This is a genomic window from Streptomyces sp. NBC_00285, assembly GCF_036174265.1.
GTDB lineage: Bacteria > Actinomycetota > Actinomycetes > Streptomycetales > Streptomycetaceae > Streptomyces.
The window spans coordinates 6,915,724-6,929,975 of record NZ_CP108055.1 but is presented as its reverse complement, the minus strand read 5'-3'; the positions used below and the strand labels follow the sequence as shown (position 1 = coordinate 6,929,975).

The following is a 14,252-nucleotide window of genomic DNA, read 5'->3' as shown; positions in this document are numbered from 1 at the left end:
GATGGCCGGCGACATCAGCGTCACCGAACGTGCGGTGCTCGGAACGGACGCGAACCAGCGCGGCGCCGCCCCGGCCTGGCCCGGCCTGGGGCACACGATCCACCGGTACGGCCGGGTCAGTGTCGTCACCTCTCCGGCCGGCGCAGCTGCTCCTCCCGCCCCGGAGCCGGGTGACACGGACGGACTCACCGAGGTGGAGCGGCTGGGACTCGGCGCACTGCGTCTGCGCGAGTCGGCCGGCTACCGGGCGGCGAAGCGCCGCCGGCCGCGCCACGCCGAGGTCTGGGACATGCCCGACTGCACCACGATCGTGCCCACGCCCACGCCCACCTTCTCGGCCGGGGCGGCGGACGCCACCGCGCCCGCTCCCACCAGTTCCTACCTGGAGGGGACGGTCGCGGTCGGCATCGTCATCGTGCAGGGGCCGACCCCCGACCTGCAGTTCTCCAACGACGAGATCCTCAAGGTCGTCGCCGAGGTGCAGAACGGGCTGAGCTTCTACGCGACGACCAACCCCCTCGCCGGAATCAGCTTCTCCTACGACATCCAGGACGTGGCAGTGACGGTCCCCGCGGACCCGAACGCCGGCGACCTGGAGGCGCTGTGGCGCAACCCGGCGATGGCCGCGATCGGCTACAGCGCGGACTTCGCCGGGGTGGGCGCGTACGTCGAGGACCTGCGCGGTCGCTTCGGCACCCGCTGGACCTACTGCGGGTTCTTCACCAAGTACCCGCTGAGCCACTTCGCGTACGCGAGCATCGGCGGCCCCAGGCTGGTGATGCAGTACGCCAACGACGGGTGGGGACCGGACAACATCGACCGGGTCTTCGCCCACGAGACGGGGCACATCTTCGGCTGCCCGGACGAGTACGCCACCAGCAAGTGCGACTGCGGCGGTTCCTGGGGCCGGTTCGGTCTGGCCAACGGCAACTGCGAGAACTGCGCAGGAGGCGGCGGAGTCCCCTGCCTGATGAAGGGCAACACGTTCGAGGTCTGTGAGTTCACCCCGGCGCACCTGGGGTGGGCGCCTCAGCTCCTGGTCCGCAACTACGGTTACGTGGCCGGTGGCTGGCGGGTGGACAAGCACCCGCGGTTCCTCGCCGACATCACCGGGGACAAGCGGCTCGACATCGTCGGCTTCGGCGACGCGGGCGTCTGGGTGTCGCCGGGCCACTCCGACGGCCAATTCGAGACGCCACGGCTGAGCGTGAACAACTTCGGTTACGTGGCCGGGGGTTGGCGCGTCGAGAAACACCCCCGCTTCCTCGCGGACATCACCGGCGACGGCAAGGCGGACATCGTCGGCTTCGGCGACGCGGGCGCCTGGGTGGCGGTGTCCAACGGTGACAGCACCTTCCAGCCCATGAAGCTCGCCATCAACAACTTCGGCTACAACGCCGGGGGTTGGCGCGTCGAGAAACACCCGCGGTTCCTCGCCGACATCACCGGCGACGGCAAGGCCGACATCGTCGGCTTCGGCGACGCGGGCGCCTGGGTGGCGGTGTCCAACGGCGACGGCACCTTCCAGCCCATGAAGCTCGCCATCAACAACTTCGGCTACAACGCCGGAGGTTGGCGAGTGGAGCAGCACCCACGGTTCCTCGCCGACATCACCGGCGACGGCAAGGCCGACATCATCGGCTTCGGCAACGACGGCGTCTGGATCGCCCTCTCCAACGGCGACGGCACCTTCCAGCCCATGAACCTGGCCATCAACAACTTCGGCTACAACGCCGGAGGTTGGCGCGTCGAGAAGCACCCGCGGTTCCTCGCCGACACCACGGGCGACGGCAAGGCCGACATCGTCGGCTTCGGCGACGCGGGCACCTGGGTGGCGGTGTCCAACGGCGACGGCACCTTCCAGCCGATGGCCCTCGTCATCAACAACTTCGGCTACAACGCCGGGGGTTGGCGCGTCGAGAAGCACCCGCGGTTCCTCGCCGACACCACGGGCGACGGTCGCGCGGACGTCGTTGGGTGCGGCGACGCCGGCGTCTGGGTCTCCCGCTCGCTCGGCGGGGGGCAGTTCGACGCACCGGGCAGGGTGATCGCCAACTTCGGCTACGACGCCGGGGGTTGGCGCGTGGACCAGCACCCACGCTTCGTCGCCAACATCACCGGCGACAACCGCGCCGACGTTCTCGGCTTCGGCGACGCGGGGGTGTGGGTCCACCGGACCTGAGATCCGGCGGTTCGGACGAGTCGAACACGAGCAGGGCAGAACACGATCGACCGCGGCGGCGGGCCTGGAGCACGGGGCCCGCCGCCGGGGCGTGCCGGAGTCGCCGTACGGACCGTGCGGCTGGGGCGGACCGTGTGGCCCCGGACCGTGTGGCCGGAGCGGACCGTCCGGCCGGGGCGGCTGCGAGGGGACGTCGACGCCCGGGCTTCCCAGGCGGCCCAGGCGGGAGACGTACCCGAGCCCGCCCGGCGGGAAGGCCGGCTCGGCTCCGAACCGTCGTACGCCCGCCTCTATCCGAACGCGCTGACGGCGAGGTCGGACGACGGGATCCAGATACTGGGGCGGCTGCCAAGGTTGATCGCAACGTTGCAGCCGAACAAGCCCTTGGCGAGTTCGCCCCCGTTCATCGGCCGTACCTGTCGACCATCGTCCGGGACGTACTGGGTGCCGGTGTAGACGTCCAGGAAGCGCTCACCGTCGTCGCCCTGACGGAAGCGGAGTTGCCCCCCGTCCTCGTCTACGGAGACCAGCAACGTGCCCTCACGGAAGGCGTCCAGGAGTGCCTCGGGGGTGCCGCGGCGTGAGCTCAGAGCTTGGAGCGTACGCTCCACCTCGTTCTCCGGCGGACGGTACCGCAGCGCGGTGAGGGTGGGCTCATAGGTGGGGTTGAAACGGAACTCGCCGATCTCGCCGTTCTCGTCGATGGCCCAGCCGCCGAGCATCCTCTCTTCCGGGACCTCGCCGTGCGGGTCGTATGCCGGATCGATGGCGAAGATCACCTTGCCGGGCTGACGCTCGGCGACATACCGCATGACCTCGGTCACCTCGGGGGCGAGCATCTTCGGACCGCGGAAGGGGAACACCGGATACACGTTCAGCCTGAGATTGCGCGGGCTCCGGTCCCACTTGCCGTCGCCGACGATCTCTTCTTTGAGGGCCGCCAGGCTGGGGGCCTCCCGCCACGGCCCGGGCACCACCCACGCCTGGAACGGAAGCCCCTCCCGCTGCGCCAGCGCCACCATGTCGGCCAACGCCTCGGTGGGAGGCGTCTTCAGCACCCACGCGGCCCGCATACGGTCGATCCAGAAGCCAGTGGAGTTACTGGCATCGGGCCCCAGCTCCGGGCGCACGACGTAGCCAAGTGCACCTTCCGCATCCGATGCGTACACAGCCAGCAGAATCCCCGCCATGTAGGCCACCACGACGTACTGCACGGGACCGTCGGCGTGGTGTGGATAGTCCTCCACCCCGCCTGTCAGCCGTACGCGCAGATCCTGCGACATCGCAGAGGACGGCCTCTCCCCGAAGTGTTCGTCCGGCCGGTGCTGCTCGCTCATCAGTGAATCTCTCCGTAGATCTGCCACTTCCCGTTGGCGTCCTTGAACGCCTCGGTGATCGTGTATTCGCTGCCGCGGCCGAGCAGCAGCTCACGCTCGCCGGCACCGTAGGCGCCCACCTTCTCCACCCACAGGCCCGGGGTTTCCGCGGGCACTCGCAGATGGAGGACGGCGGCCCTGGACTCGGATACGGCCCCGCCCAGCGAGGTGGACATGTATCCGTCATCCGTGAAGTTCCTGCCGACCATCTTCGTCGGGTCGTCGACATTCATCTTCTCGGCGAAGTGTTCCAGGTTCGTGCTGCGGTCGACGACGACGTCCTCAGGCAACGGATTCCCGGCGAGCGCCTTGTCGAGATGCTCGATCTGCTGGTGTACCTCCGCGGTGTCGTAGTACTCCTCGCCTCGCAGGAACCCGTTGACTCGCAGATGTCCGGTCTCCGTGTAGCTCTTCACCGACTCCTTCACGTCGTTCGGCAGGCCTTCCGCATAGTCATTCCATTGCTTGGCGCCGTACTGCATCGCGCCCTCACTGCTTCTGAACGTGACCGCGCCTTCGGAGATCCCGGCCATCGCCGATTGGTGCCTGGCGGAGTCCGGGAGGTTGTTCGGGCTCGGGGAAGCGCCTTCGGTGCCGGCCTCTACAGCCGGTGAACCGCCCGCGGAGTCGGCGGGATTGCCCCACTTGTCCCGGACGACGTCCTTGGCGGCGTCCGCCGTGACGTCGGCGGCCTCCTGGCCCTGCTTGAAGGTCCAGCCGTCCGGCAGACCCTCCTTGGCGATGTCCCTGGCCACGTTCTTGGTGGCCGCTTCCCCCGCGCCCGCGGCTGTCGTCCCCATCCCCTCCCGGGCGCCCCGCTCCACCCCCGTCTCCATGGCGTCCTTCACGCCCGCGGTGAACGTGCGGCGGGCTGCGCCCGCACCCGCGCCCGCTCCGCCGGTGAGCAGGTCGAGGCCGACGTCGAAGACGGTGGTGCCGAACGCCTCGGACGGGTCGGTGGACCAGCCGGACCCGACCATCGACTTGGCGGTGCGCACCGGGTGGTTGGCCGAGGTGAGCAGCCCCATGCCGGTGATGGAGACGTTCCGCAGGTACTGCGCGGGGTGGGTGAGGTTGTGCGGGTCGAGCGGGTTGACCGTCCGCATCATGCGGGTCAGCCCGATCCCGCCCTTGAGGAAACCGCCCGCGAAGTGCTCCAGTTCCATGTTGACGGCCATGGGGGCGTCCCTCAGGTCCGCCTTGAACCTGGCCCAGGCGCCGGGTTCGGCCGGGGCCGCCTCGAAGGCGCCGGTCACCTTGGTCATGGCGGTCTCGGCGGCGGAGTCGCGCACGTGGCGGGCGTGCCTGAGGGTCTCCCGGGCCGCCTCGCGGCCGGCCTCCCCCGGGTCCACGAAGTTCCCCGGGTCGGTGGGGGTTCCGGTGCCGGAGTCCGACAGGGAGCCGACGGTCAGGGCGGACTGGTAGTCCCAGAACTGTTGGTCGTACTTCTGTCGGGCCGCGTTGCTCTTCGCCTCCGCGGCCCGCCACTTCTCGATCGCCTCGCCCGCCTGCCCGCGCGCCCAGGAAACCGTGTCGGCGTACGACGCCAGCGCCTGCGCCGCGGCCGTACAGGCGTCGGCCGCGGTGAGCCACTTCTTGGGGTGAGTGGTGAAGGTCTCCCGGAAGGACTCGGCGGCGGTGCCGGTCCAGTGGCCCGGGTCGAGCTTCCTCAGTGCCTGCCCGGTGCTCTCGAACGCGGCGGCGAAGGCCTTCAGATGCCGGACGGCCTCCTCGATGTCCCCGGTCGAGCCGTGGATCAGCTCGCCCGGCTCGTCGGTCTCGCCCAACTCCCTTTCGGGCACCACGGCGCCGACCGCGCCGGTCAGGTACTCGGCGCCGTCGCGGACCTTTTCCCCTGCGGACTTCAGCCCGACCCCGTCCAGGCTGTCGCCCACCACGCCCGCGGTCGCGTTGACACCGTCGGAGACGCCCTGCTTGACGCCGTCGGCCAGGTCCCCCAGCTCCCCCAGGACCCCCATCAGTCGCCGTCCTCAGGCGTGACGGCCTCCACCGACTCCCGCACGAACTCGCCGCCGACCCTTAGCTGTGTGCCGTACTGACCGCTGGTGGTCAGGTCCTCCTCGGTGGCCTGCCAGGCCTGCCCCGTCCGGTGCAGGGACTCCGAGGCCGACTGCTGGGAGAGATCCGGCGTCCAACTCCCCTTCGCCGACGCCCCGACCTGGCCCCACGACATCCGCTCCGCGTCCTCGCCGGAGACAGCCGGATCGCCAGAGGCGGCCACGACGTAGTCCTTGGTGACGCCGATCGCGTACGCCTCGGCCTCGTGGTAGTAACCGGCCGACAGGTCGAGCTTCTCCGCGATCTCATTGCCCTCGTCGACCAGCGCCTTCACTCCCCACTCCCAGCGCTCCGCGAAGGTGGCGAAGGCCTTGGCCAACCCGGTGTGCCCCATCTGCAGTTGGGTCAGTTGCAGGCTGCCGAAGCCACGCCCGACCGCACCCCCGCCGACCATGCCGACGCCCTGGAGTTCCTCGATCGTCCGGTTGATGCCCTGGGCGGCCTGCTTGAGGACCTCGGGGTCCGCTCCGTAGCCGTCGCTCACGCTTCCTCCGCGCTCCGATCCCGGGATTCTGACGTGCGGTCGATGAGGTCCACCGCCACGGGGTCCGGAACGATCCCCGACAAGGGAGGCAGCAGGAGCGTCCGGACGCCCCCTACGTCCACCGCCACCCCGGCCGGGGCCCGCGCCTCGGCGACAGCTGCCGGTACGGCGACGTCGAGCAGCCGGGAACCGAACACCGTCCAGTAGCGAATACGGCCGCTCTCCCACCCGGGATCGGTCCCCGACCCGAGACGGGCACGCGCGAAACGCTCCAACTCGGTAGTGGAGGTGAAGGCGTACAACCAGCGGACGCCGTCCGACTCACCGGAGCACATCGCCTCGTCCTCGGCCAACGGCACGTACAGCGCCGCCGCCCGGAAGGCCGCCAGTAGCCGGTCGCCATCGCCCTTACCGTCGTACAGGTCGTGGATCTCGGCGACCAGTGTTGCCCGTTGGCCCTCGCCCAAGCCGTCTGCCCGGCCGTCGGCCACGTCCACCGTCATGCGTACTCACCCCGTGGCCGACATCGTGATGCCGGAAAGCACATCACGATGATCGTGTGCCAGTCCAACCAGGTAGGGCGGCTACGGCGAGAACTGCCAGGCCCACCGGGGCAGTTCCGGAGCGGGGCCTCGCACCCGTCGTACTTCTCGCACTCCTCGTACGCCGGCCCGCGTGGGTGAGGTCGGGCAGACAAGTCGGTTCGGCATTGCGGTCGTTGCCTGACGGCCGGCGGCCCGGTGAGACGGTGCGGGCCGTGCGTGGTGAAGTCGGGAGGCCGCGATGTCTCGAACTAGCGAAGTCCCGGGGCCCCGAAGTCCCGTTGTCGTGACGGTTCTTGTCGTCAGCCGTACGAGTGAGGCCCGAAGTTTCCTCGGTGTCTCACCTCGACCTGTGGGCCCCATCGAGGATGCGCAGGGTGCTTGCCGACACCGGCGGCCCGTTTGAGTAGCCGTACTCATGCCCGGGCTGCCGCTTGAGCCGAAACTACGAGCATGAAGCGACGTAGTAGGGGAAAAACCCCTGTGGGCAGTACCGCACTCGTTGCCGTCGGGACGCTGTGCGCCCTCACCCTCACCGCCTGCGGCACGGAACGGGTGGGCGACGGCGACGCAAAGGGCGAGTCCGCCGGAAGGGCCGCGGCGGTTTCGGCCACGCCCCTCCCCGTGGACTCGGCCGAGCCGAGTGACACCGAGGGGGCGGACTTCCTCCCCTTCATGGAGCACCTGCTCGCCCTCGCGGAGCCGTGCATGAAGGATCTGCCCACCGCGGCCCCGGAGGTGTCAGAGGACGGGCCGGAGCCGTCGCAGTTCACCGGGCCGCCGCCCACGCTCCTCCCGGAGGACGAACCCACGCCCACCGCGGAACCCCGGGACCCGTCGGCCGCGGCCCAGGAGACGGAACTGGGTTCCGCGGAGAAGTGCGAGGCCCGCATCCACAGCCGCCGCATCACCAAGGCCCTGGCGGACACCCCGACCCCGTCACCGCATCAGGTCCGACAGACCCTGCACGACCTCGGCTACATCGACGAGCGCATTCACGGTCCGCACCACTCCGGAGACACCGTGAAGTTCACGATCGACCTAAGGCTGCTGGGCGGCGAGCTGTGCCTCGACGGCACAACCGGCTCCGGCGGGGCCGTCGTCGAGTCGTACGGCGCCTCTCAGGAGGTCGAGTGCCTGGAGGTGCGGCGGCGTCACTGAGCGGACGGGCCGGGTCGAGGCGGGGCGCGGGGTCGGGTGCGCGTGGGTCTACGTGGCGCGCCCCCGCTCGATGTGAAGCTCGATGTGAAGAAGGTGAGCCAGGCTGGTCTCGATCTCGCCATCGACCTCGACTGATGTTCTCTCTGTCAGCGGACGTAACTAGAGTGGTACTACACCGGATTGGATACGCCAGCTGTCGTTCGGTGATGGCGTTCCGCGAACGGGGTGAGGTCAGCCGCGGGGCACGCGTCTGATGAAGGCGGCCGATATCACGGCCGCCGACGGCGCGAGCTGGTGCGGGTATCAACGGGGAGCTGGGCATGGCTGAAGAAGTACGCGTCGATCTCGACGAGTTGGAAAAGACCGTCGCCGCGCTGAACCAGGTACTGAGCGGTCTCGGCAAGGCGGGCACGGACACGGCGACCAACACCTACCTCCCGCCGGGCGCCCTCGGCACCGGGTTCGACGAAGCGGACAAACTCGCCGGCGCGCACAGCGAGATCAAGACGTACATCGAGGACGCGGTGAGGTACCTCAACACCGTCATGGACGAGTTCGGGCGGAAGGCGAAGTACACGCACGGGGCGTACCAGGACACCGACTACGAGACCCAGGCGAGCTTCCCGAACGCGGGACAGTAGGGGTCATGGACGGGGACGGGGTACGGGCCGAGATGCGCGGTAACGAGGGGGCACAGGGGCATGGCTGACAGCGACGGTCAGATCAACTACGACTACACCGAGATGAACATGTGCTTCAACGCGAAGCACACGACGAACTTCATCGGCGGCAAGAACATGGACGAGATGAAGGCCATGCTCAGCAATGCCAGACCGGACCTCGTGACGGGCGTCGCCCAGGGCTGGTCCGGTCTGTCGGCGCACCTGGCCGAAATCCAGGCCGAGTTCGAGAAGGAGGTCACCCGCATCCAGGCGCACTGGACGGGCGCGGCCGCCGACGGATTCGCCGCGAAGGCCAAGCAGGTCAGCAAGAGCATCGCCAACACCGCGAAGTACGCCAGCCACACGTCGACCGCGATGTCCAACGTCGGCGCCGCGCTGGCGCCCATCAAGGACGAGGTCATGGCGATGGAGAAGCCGGGCGCGGTGTCCAGCTTCCTCAACAGCGCAGGCGACGGCTTCACGCGCAGCGACGACGGCCTGAACAAGGACATCGCGGCCGGGAAGAGCGCCCAGCAGGCCCTCGACGACAACCACGACGACCTGTCGGCGGGGCGCGAGGCGCAGCTGAAGATGGCCTCCAAGATGGAGACGCTGGGGGCGGCTTACAACTCGCAGGCCATGGCTATGGGCAGTTGGAACAAGCGGCCGAGCGTCGGCGAAGAAGGTGACTATCCGGGCGACCCTGGCGGCATTGCTCCCACACCCGTCGCCACGCCAACTGCCCGCACGTCTCGAATCTCGAAGAGTGTGTCGTCGAGTTCAGCACGGACTGGCCAGACAAGCAGCATCAGTTCGTCGAAATCTGTTGCTTCGCCTTCAGGTATCAGCGGTGGTGCGCACAAGGCGACTGCACCAGCGCGAAATGTCGGCACGGCGATTGATGGCATGTCCACTGGTCACACTGGCGCATCCTCCATTGGCGGCACCGGAATGGTCGGCGGCGGAGCTGCTGGTGGCAGCGGCGTCGGCGGCTCCGGCTTCGTAGGTGGTGCGATTGGCGGGGGGGCTGGAGCCGGTGCAGCTCGCGGCATGCTCGGCCGCGCCGGTGCTGGTGGTACGGCGCGGCGCGCCGGGGGCGTAGACGGTTTCGCTGGAACAGGTGGCGCCAGGGGCGGTGCTGCACGTGCCGGAGGCTTGGCTCGCGAGAGTGGCGGCGTGGTCGGCGGAACGCCCAAGGCTGGTGCGGGAGCGGGTGCGGGCGGTAGGGGCACCAGTGGCGGTTCGGGCCTGCACAACAGCCGTGGTGCGGCAGGTAAGGGAGCCAGCGCGGTCCGAAAGGGTGGCGTCGCCGGTGCCCCCGGTGGGCGCACCGGTCGCCGGAAGGAAGAGGAACAGCGCGAGAGCGAGCGTCCCGACTACCTGGTCGAAGACGAAGAAACCTGGACGCCGCAGCGTAACGTGGCACCTCGAGTCATCGAGGAGTAAGCGGCACGGCATGCCGCAGTTGGTAGGAAGGTGCGGGGATTCATCGCCAATAGTGTCCCCGCACTGACCGCAGAGAGGACACACGGATGAGCTACACCCGCGTATTTCGCACAGTAGGCTCTGGCGTATTGGCCGGGGCACTACTGTTTTCCTCTGCTCCACTTGCGGCCGCAGATCAGATCAGAGAAGACCAATGGGCCTTGGACGCGCTCAACGTTGAATCCGCCTGGAAGATTTCCAAGGGCAGCGGCATCACAGTCGCTGTCATTGATGATGGCGTAAACGCTAACCACATTGACCTTCAAGGAAATGTCCTCGCAGGAAAAGACTTCATGGATAGAGGGAGTCCGACCCCAGATGCCGGTGACGATCATGGCACTGCAATGGCGGCCATCATCGCAGCGCACGGTCACGGCACAAACGACGGCGTAATCGGTTTGGCGCCGCAGTCCAAAATTCTGCCAATCCGCGATTTTGGCACCAAGGGGCCGGGACTTTCCGTATCCATTCGATATGCAGTTGATCACGACGCGTCCGTTATCAATGTCTCGCAGTGTTTTAATTCTAGCTCCCAGGAGGAGCTGGACAAGGTTTCGGACGCTGTTACTTATGCCTTGAGCCACGACGTCCTAGTCGTTGGCGGAGCAGGCAATGAAGCAGACAAAGGCAGTAAGTGCTACCCAGCCGCTTCGCCTGGCGCGTTGGGCGTCGGTGCCGTAAAGAATGACGGACTCATCTGGGAGGGGTCGAATTCCGGAGATTTTGTGTCATTGGCAGCCCCTGGCACTAACATCGTCTCCGCCAAAGGGATTGGAAACGCCTACGTCAGCGGGACTGGCACTTCTGATGCAACTGCCTTCACCTCTGCTGCAGCGGCACTACTCCGCTCCAAGTTCCCTGACCTGACAGCAGGCCAGATCGCCAACCGCCTCGTGAAGACCGCAGCGTTGCCCGACTCCAAGAAGGGTCTGTCCGTTCCTGACAAGAGCTACGGCTACGGCATCATCCAGCCGCTCGCCGCTCTCAAGGACAACATCCCGGCCGGCTCGAAGTACGGCCCCCTCACGGTTCCGGAGTCCTTGAAGGAGAAGTCGGCCGCTGCTGCGCCTGGTGCATCCGATGGAGAACAGGCGCAGGTCGACCAGAAGGCGACGGTCATCTGGGCTGTCATCGTTGTTGTGGGCCTAGCCGTGATCGGCTTGATCGCGCTCTTGATCGTCAAACGGTCCAGGCGGAACAGGAACAACAGCGGCGGCCCGGGCAGCCCGGCAACCTATCCGCAATATGCCCAGACGCAGCAGAACCCTTACCAGCAGCACGTATCGCCGCAACAGAACCCGTATCAGCAGCAGTCCACGCCGCCCCACGGCGAGTGGCCACCGCAGTAGGAGCGGACCAGACCGGGTACGCAGCCAGAACTGGCCTTATTTCTTCTGCCATTTTCTTTGATCACGCAATAGGAGTTCACTACAACCATGAACAGGTTGATCGTTGGAAATTCAATTCTCGCGACCGTAGCGGCAAGCACCTTGCTCGTAGGCTGCTCGGCCTCGCTCGACTCTGACAAGTCCGAGCCGAAAATGTCTGCGGACAAGGTATCCACCCTGGTGGCCACAAAGCTCGCCTCCACGACGGGACAGCCGAAGCCGGACGTCAACTGTCCAAAAGACCTCGTTGGCAAGGTCGGCACCACCATGCGGTGCAAGCTGACGGCGAACGACGGAAGCACGTTGGGCGTGAACATCACCGTGACCTCTGTCGATGGAGACCAGATCAACTTCGACTTCGAGGCCGACGCCACGGCTTCCCCTGCGAGGTGATTGTTCTGAACTTTGCTGGGCTACATCTGGCACGCCGCTACGGTTGACCGATGTCACAGTCGCCCGGAGATGACTCCACGCCAGGTCCAGCCGGACTTCAAGACAGCGCTTTGGAGCGGGTTCTTCAGATCGTCGCTGTCAAAGCTGAAGGTCTCTTCTCGATTGCCATCCTCGCCCCGGCTGAGTGACCATTGCTTCGAGATGGTTTTCACCTGACCACGCTGAGCCTCGGATGAGAGTGAAATTCTAGGGACATCGCCGACCCACTCGACTTCGAATTGCTGATCAAGGGCACGGACCTCGGCCTTCTCCGCGACGAGGCGCATATGAACCTTGAACACTCGGCTCAGCTGACTGCGAAGGAAGAACGTTCGCCAGGCCGGCTCCAGGAGACGCCACTCGGCCACCAGGTCCGCACCCTCCTCGCGACCGTCTCGGATGACGTATGGAACGTCAGGGCTATTGAGCCCGAGCAAGGCGGCACGCACCTCATCGGCGGACAGCGGAGCAATGCCATCGGCCGGGCGTTTGGTGCCGGTCAGCTTGTCGAAGAGTCCCATGGCGTCAACATATGAGGCTGGAGGTCGCCAGTACAAGGTCGATCCAGGCTACGACGCGCTATCGGTGCGCGGCCGAACCGTGCGCACGAAGTCCTCGAAGTCTCCAAGAACCATGGAGTGTTGGGCAACGGCAGATGTCAGCACCAGGCGGATCACTACCCGGCTTTGCGGCTCCTCGATGTCCAGCAGGGACAGGTACACCTGAGTCTGGACAACGTCGCGGAGCGTGCCGCCCGCAGTGGTCGAGACAGCCAGCCTCTGGAGGAGGCCAGGAGCCTCCGTAGAGCCCATTTCGCGTCGATCAGTGAGGACGACCGACGCACCGGTCTCACGCAACCGTGCCACCGACCCGTCAGCAATCTCGGGGAGCGGCGCCGAGTCCGGGCGATACTCACCATCGATCGTGATATTGGCAGTGAAACCGGCATGTGGGTGGGGATGCAGGGCAATGAACGCTGCCCCTGGCGCGCCGACCTCGTCTGGTGGCGCCGCACGCCAGCCGTCGGGCAGGTCGAACTCGATCGGTACGGGCAGCGTCGTGGCCATGTCGGTCTATCCCTTTTCCTGTGGGCGGCTACGGGGTATTGGTGCGCCTACGGCAGCGGGCGTGGAATCCTGCATCAGATCAGGCTGCCGAGCCCGTCGGCGATATCACCGACGGTGTCTCCGACCTTCTTCGGATCGACGGTGAACTCAAAGCCCACGGACCCTCCGAGTCCGAAGGCGAGACCGGTGTGCGTAGTGACCTTCCACTTGCCGTCTTCGGCCTTGCCGAGGGTCGCTTCTCCCTCAGCCCCGATACCGGCCCAGCCTTCAGCCGTCGCGCCCGCTCCGATACCGCCGATGTCGGCACCTCCTGAGGCGCTGCCCTTGGCCCCGGCGAACGCCTCTCCCCCCAGAGCCAAGCCCTCGCGATTGGCAGTTGCAGTATTGCTTGCCTCTACGCCACCCACGCCATCGGCTCGTCCGTAGAGACCGACCGGGCCGAGATAGGCGCTGCCCTTGGCCGAGGCCTCACCTCCGGCGAAGGCTGCGCTCTGGCCCTGGAGGCCCTCATTAGTGGCGCTGCCGCTTACCGACGCCTTGGCCCCGGCGTACGCCTCGGCTTCTCCGGCAAGCTGGAACGAGCCGTTGGTGAGGGACCCTTCAGCCGATGCACGGCCAAGGTCAGCATGAGCCTCGCTCTCCCCCAGCGAGCCATCCCCAGTGTTGGGCCCCGACGCCGATACTCCGGCCGCAAGGCCAGAGACCTCCGCCCTGCCTTCAGTGACCCACCCGTCTGTCTCCATCTTGGCGTTTTGCTTCTTCAGCTCAGCCGCGCGAGTGGCGCTGGCATCGTCGAGAGAGGTGACGACCTTCGAGTTGAAGTTGTCGGTGTAGCTGCCGAGGTCGCGGCGCAGGGCCCAGCAGGCGGTCTCGTCGGCGTCGGCGGCGCGCTGCAGGACGGCTTCGATACGGCGGGCGAAGGCGTCGCAGGCCTGTTGCTGCTCGCGGATGAGGGCCTGGCCGTCGGGGTCGTGGTGAGCCCAGGTCTGCTGGTTGGCGTCGTTGCGCGGGGTGACCACGCCGGTGGCGCTGACGTGCAGGTCCTGCTTCTGCGCCACCACGTCGGCGAGTTGGTGGAGGTCGTCCTTGGCTTTCTTCAGCTCGGCGTGCAGGGTCGTGAGGACACCGGCAATGCCTTCCGCTTCCTTCTGCGCATCCGCGAACTCCTGCTGGGCGGCGCGTAGGTCGTTGTCCGCCTTGGCCGCGGTCAGCACGGGCTGTCTCCAGCCAGCCTGCTTGAAGGGCTTGGCGACCTCGTCGCCGAACGTGGTGTGCAGGCCCTTGAACTTGCCGACCGTCTCCTCCCAACGGTCAGCGGCCGCGCTGAGGTTGCTGAGGTTGAGGTGGTACAGCTGCTCGTACGTCGGCATGGCTGTGGTGAGTCCCCCGTGGCG

The 14,252-nt window shown here is 67.1% G+C and carries 13 protein-coding genes; 6 read left to right on the top strand and 7 right to left on the bottom strand.

Going from position 1 to position 14,252, the window contains the following annotated elements:
- Window position 1: 1 nt before the first annotated feature.
- Window positions 2-2,182: an FG-GAP repeat domain-containing protein gene (locus tag OHT57_RS32220; protein WP_328750220.1), complete on the top strand. Its 2,181-nt coding sequence runs from the start codon at window positions 2-4 to the stop codon at window positions 2,180-2,182.
- A 290-nt stretch (window positions 2,183-2,472) separates the two neighbouring features.
- Here OHT57_RS32220 and OHT57_RS32215 read toward each other — a convergent pair whose 3' ends face one another.
- The 4 genes from OHT57_RS32215 to OHT57_RS32200 are packed head-to-tail and all read right to left on the bottom strand — an operon-like array spanning window position 2,473 to window position 6,624.
- Window positions 2,473-3,519, bottom strand: coding sequence for a type VII secretion system-associated protein (locus tag OHT57_RS32215; RefSeq protein WP_328750219.1), 1,047 nt, complete (start codon window positions 3,517-3,519; stop codon window positions 2,473-2,475).
- The gene (locus OHT57_RS32210; RefSeq protein WP_328750218.1) at window positions 3,519-5,537 is read right to left on the bottom strand and encodes a putative T7SS-secreted protein; all 2,019 of its coding nucleotides are present in this window, start codon (window positions 5,535-5,537) and stop codon (window positions 3,519-3,521) included. The genes OHT57_RS32215 and OHT57_RS32210 overlap by 1 nt, the downstream gene beginning before the upstream one ends.
- The gene (locus tag OHT57_RS32205) at window positions 5,537-6,121 is read right to left on the bottom strand and encodes a hypothetical protein (RefSeq protein ID WP_328750217.1); all 585 of its coding nucleotides are present in this window, start codon (window positions 6,119-6,121) and stop codon (window positions 5,537-5,539) included. Before OHT57_RS32205 ends, OHT57_RS32210 begins: the two co-directional genes overlap by 1 nt.
- The gene (locus OHT57_RS32200; protein ID WP_328750216.1) at window positions 6,118-6,624 is read right to left on the bottom strand and encodes an SseB family protein; all 507 of its coding nucleotides are present in this window, start codon (window positions 6,622-6,624) and stop codon (window positions 6,118-6,120) included. Before OHT57_RS32200 ends, OHT57_RS32205 begins: the two co-directional genes overlap by 4 nt.
- Window positions 6,625-7,146: 522 nt before the next feature.
- Here OHT57_RS32200 and OHT57_RS32195 point away from each other — a divergent pair.
- The 5 genes from OHT57_RS32195 to OHT57_RS32175 all read left to right on the top strand — a co-directional run bounded on the left by OHT57_RS32195 (window position 7,147) and on the right by OHT57_RS32175 (window position 11,752).
- Window positions 7,147-7,824, top strand: a complete 678-nt coding sequence (locus OHT57_RS32195) for a hypothetical protein (protein WP_328750215.1) — start codon at window positions 7,147-7,149, stop codon at window positions 7,822-7,824.
- Between the two features lie 320 nt (window positions 7,825-8,144).
- Window positions 8,145-8,465: a hypothetical protein gene (locus tag OHT57_RS32190; RefSeq protein WP_328750214.1), complete on the top strand. Its 321-nt coding sequence runs from the start codon at window positions 8,145-8,147 to the stop codon at window positions 8,463-8,465.
- A 60-nt stretch (window positions 8,466-8,525) separates the two neighbouring features.
- The gene (locus tag OHT57_RS32185) at window positions 8,526-9,932 is read left to right on the top strand and encodes a hypothetical protein (RefSeq protein ID WP_328750213.1); all 1,407 of its coding nucleotides are present in this window, start codon (window positions 8,526-8,528) and stop codon (window positions 9,930-9,932) included.
- A gap of 86 nt (window positions 9,933-10,018) precedes the next feature.
- Window positions 10,019-11,320: a type VII secretion-associated serine protease mycosin gene (gene mycP / locus OHT57_RS32180; protein ID WP_328750212.1), complete on the top strand. Its 1,302-nt coding sequence runs from the start codon at window positions 10,019-10,021 to the stop codon at window positions 11,318-11,320.
- An 87-nt stretch (window positions 11,321-11,407) separates the two neighbouring features.
- A complete protein-coding gene (locus tag OHT57_RS32175) occupies window positions 11,408-11,752 on the top strand; it encodes a DUF4333 domain-containing protein (RefSeq protein WP_328750211.1) in 345 nt (114 codons plus the stop codon).
- Between the two features lie 53 nt (window positions 11,753-11,805).
- Here the strand turns inward: OHT57_RS32175 and OHT57_RS32170 are convergent, their stop codons facing one another.
- From OHT57_RS32170 to OHT57_RS32160, 3 genes are all read right to left on the bottom strand, one after another.
- The gene (locus OHT57_RS32170; protein ID WP_328750210.1) at window positions 11,806-12,312 is read right to left on the bottom strand and encodes a hypothetical protein; all 507 of its coding nucleotides are present in this window, start codon (window positions 12,310-12,312) and stop codon (window positions 11,806-11,808) included.
- Between the two features lie 48 nt (window positions 12,313-12,360).
- Window positions 12,361-12,858, bottom strand: coding sequence for a hypothetical protein (locus tag OHT57_RS32165; protein WP_328750209.1), 498 nt, complete (start codon window positions 12,856-12,858; stop codon window positions 12,361-12,363).
- Window positions 12,859-12,932: 74 nt separating this feature from the next.
- The gene (locus OHT57_RS32160) at window positions 12,933-14,228 is read right to left on the bottom strand and encodes a hypothetical protein (protein WP_328750208.1); all 1,296 of its coding nucleotides are present in this window, start codon (window positions 14,226-14,228) and stop codon (window positions 12,933-12,935) included.
- Window positions 14,229-14,252: the final 24 nt, after the last annotated feature.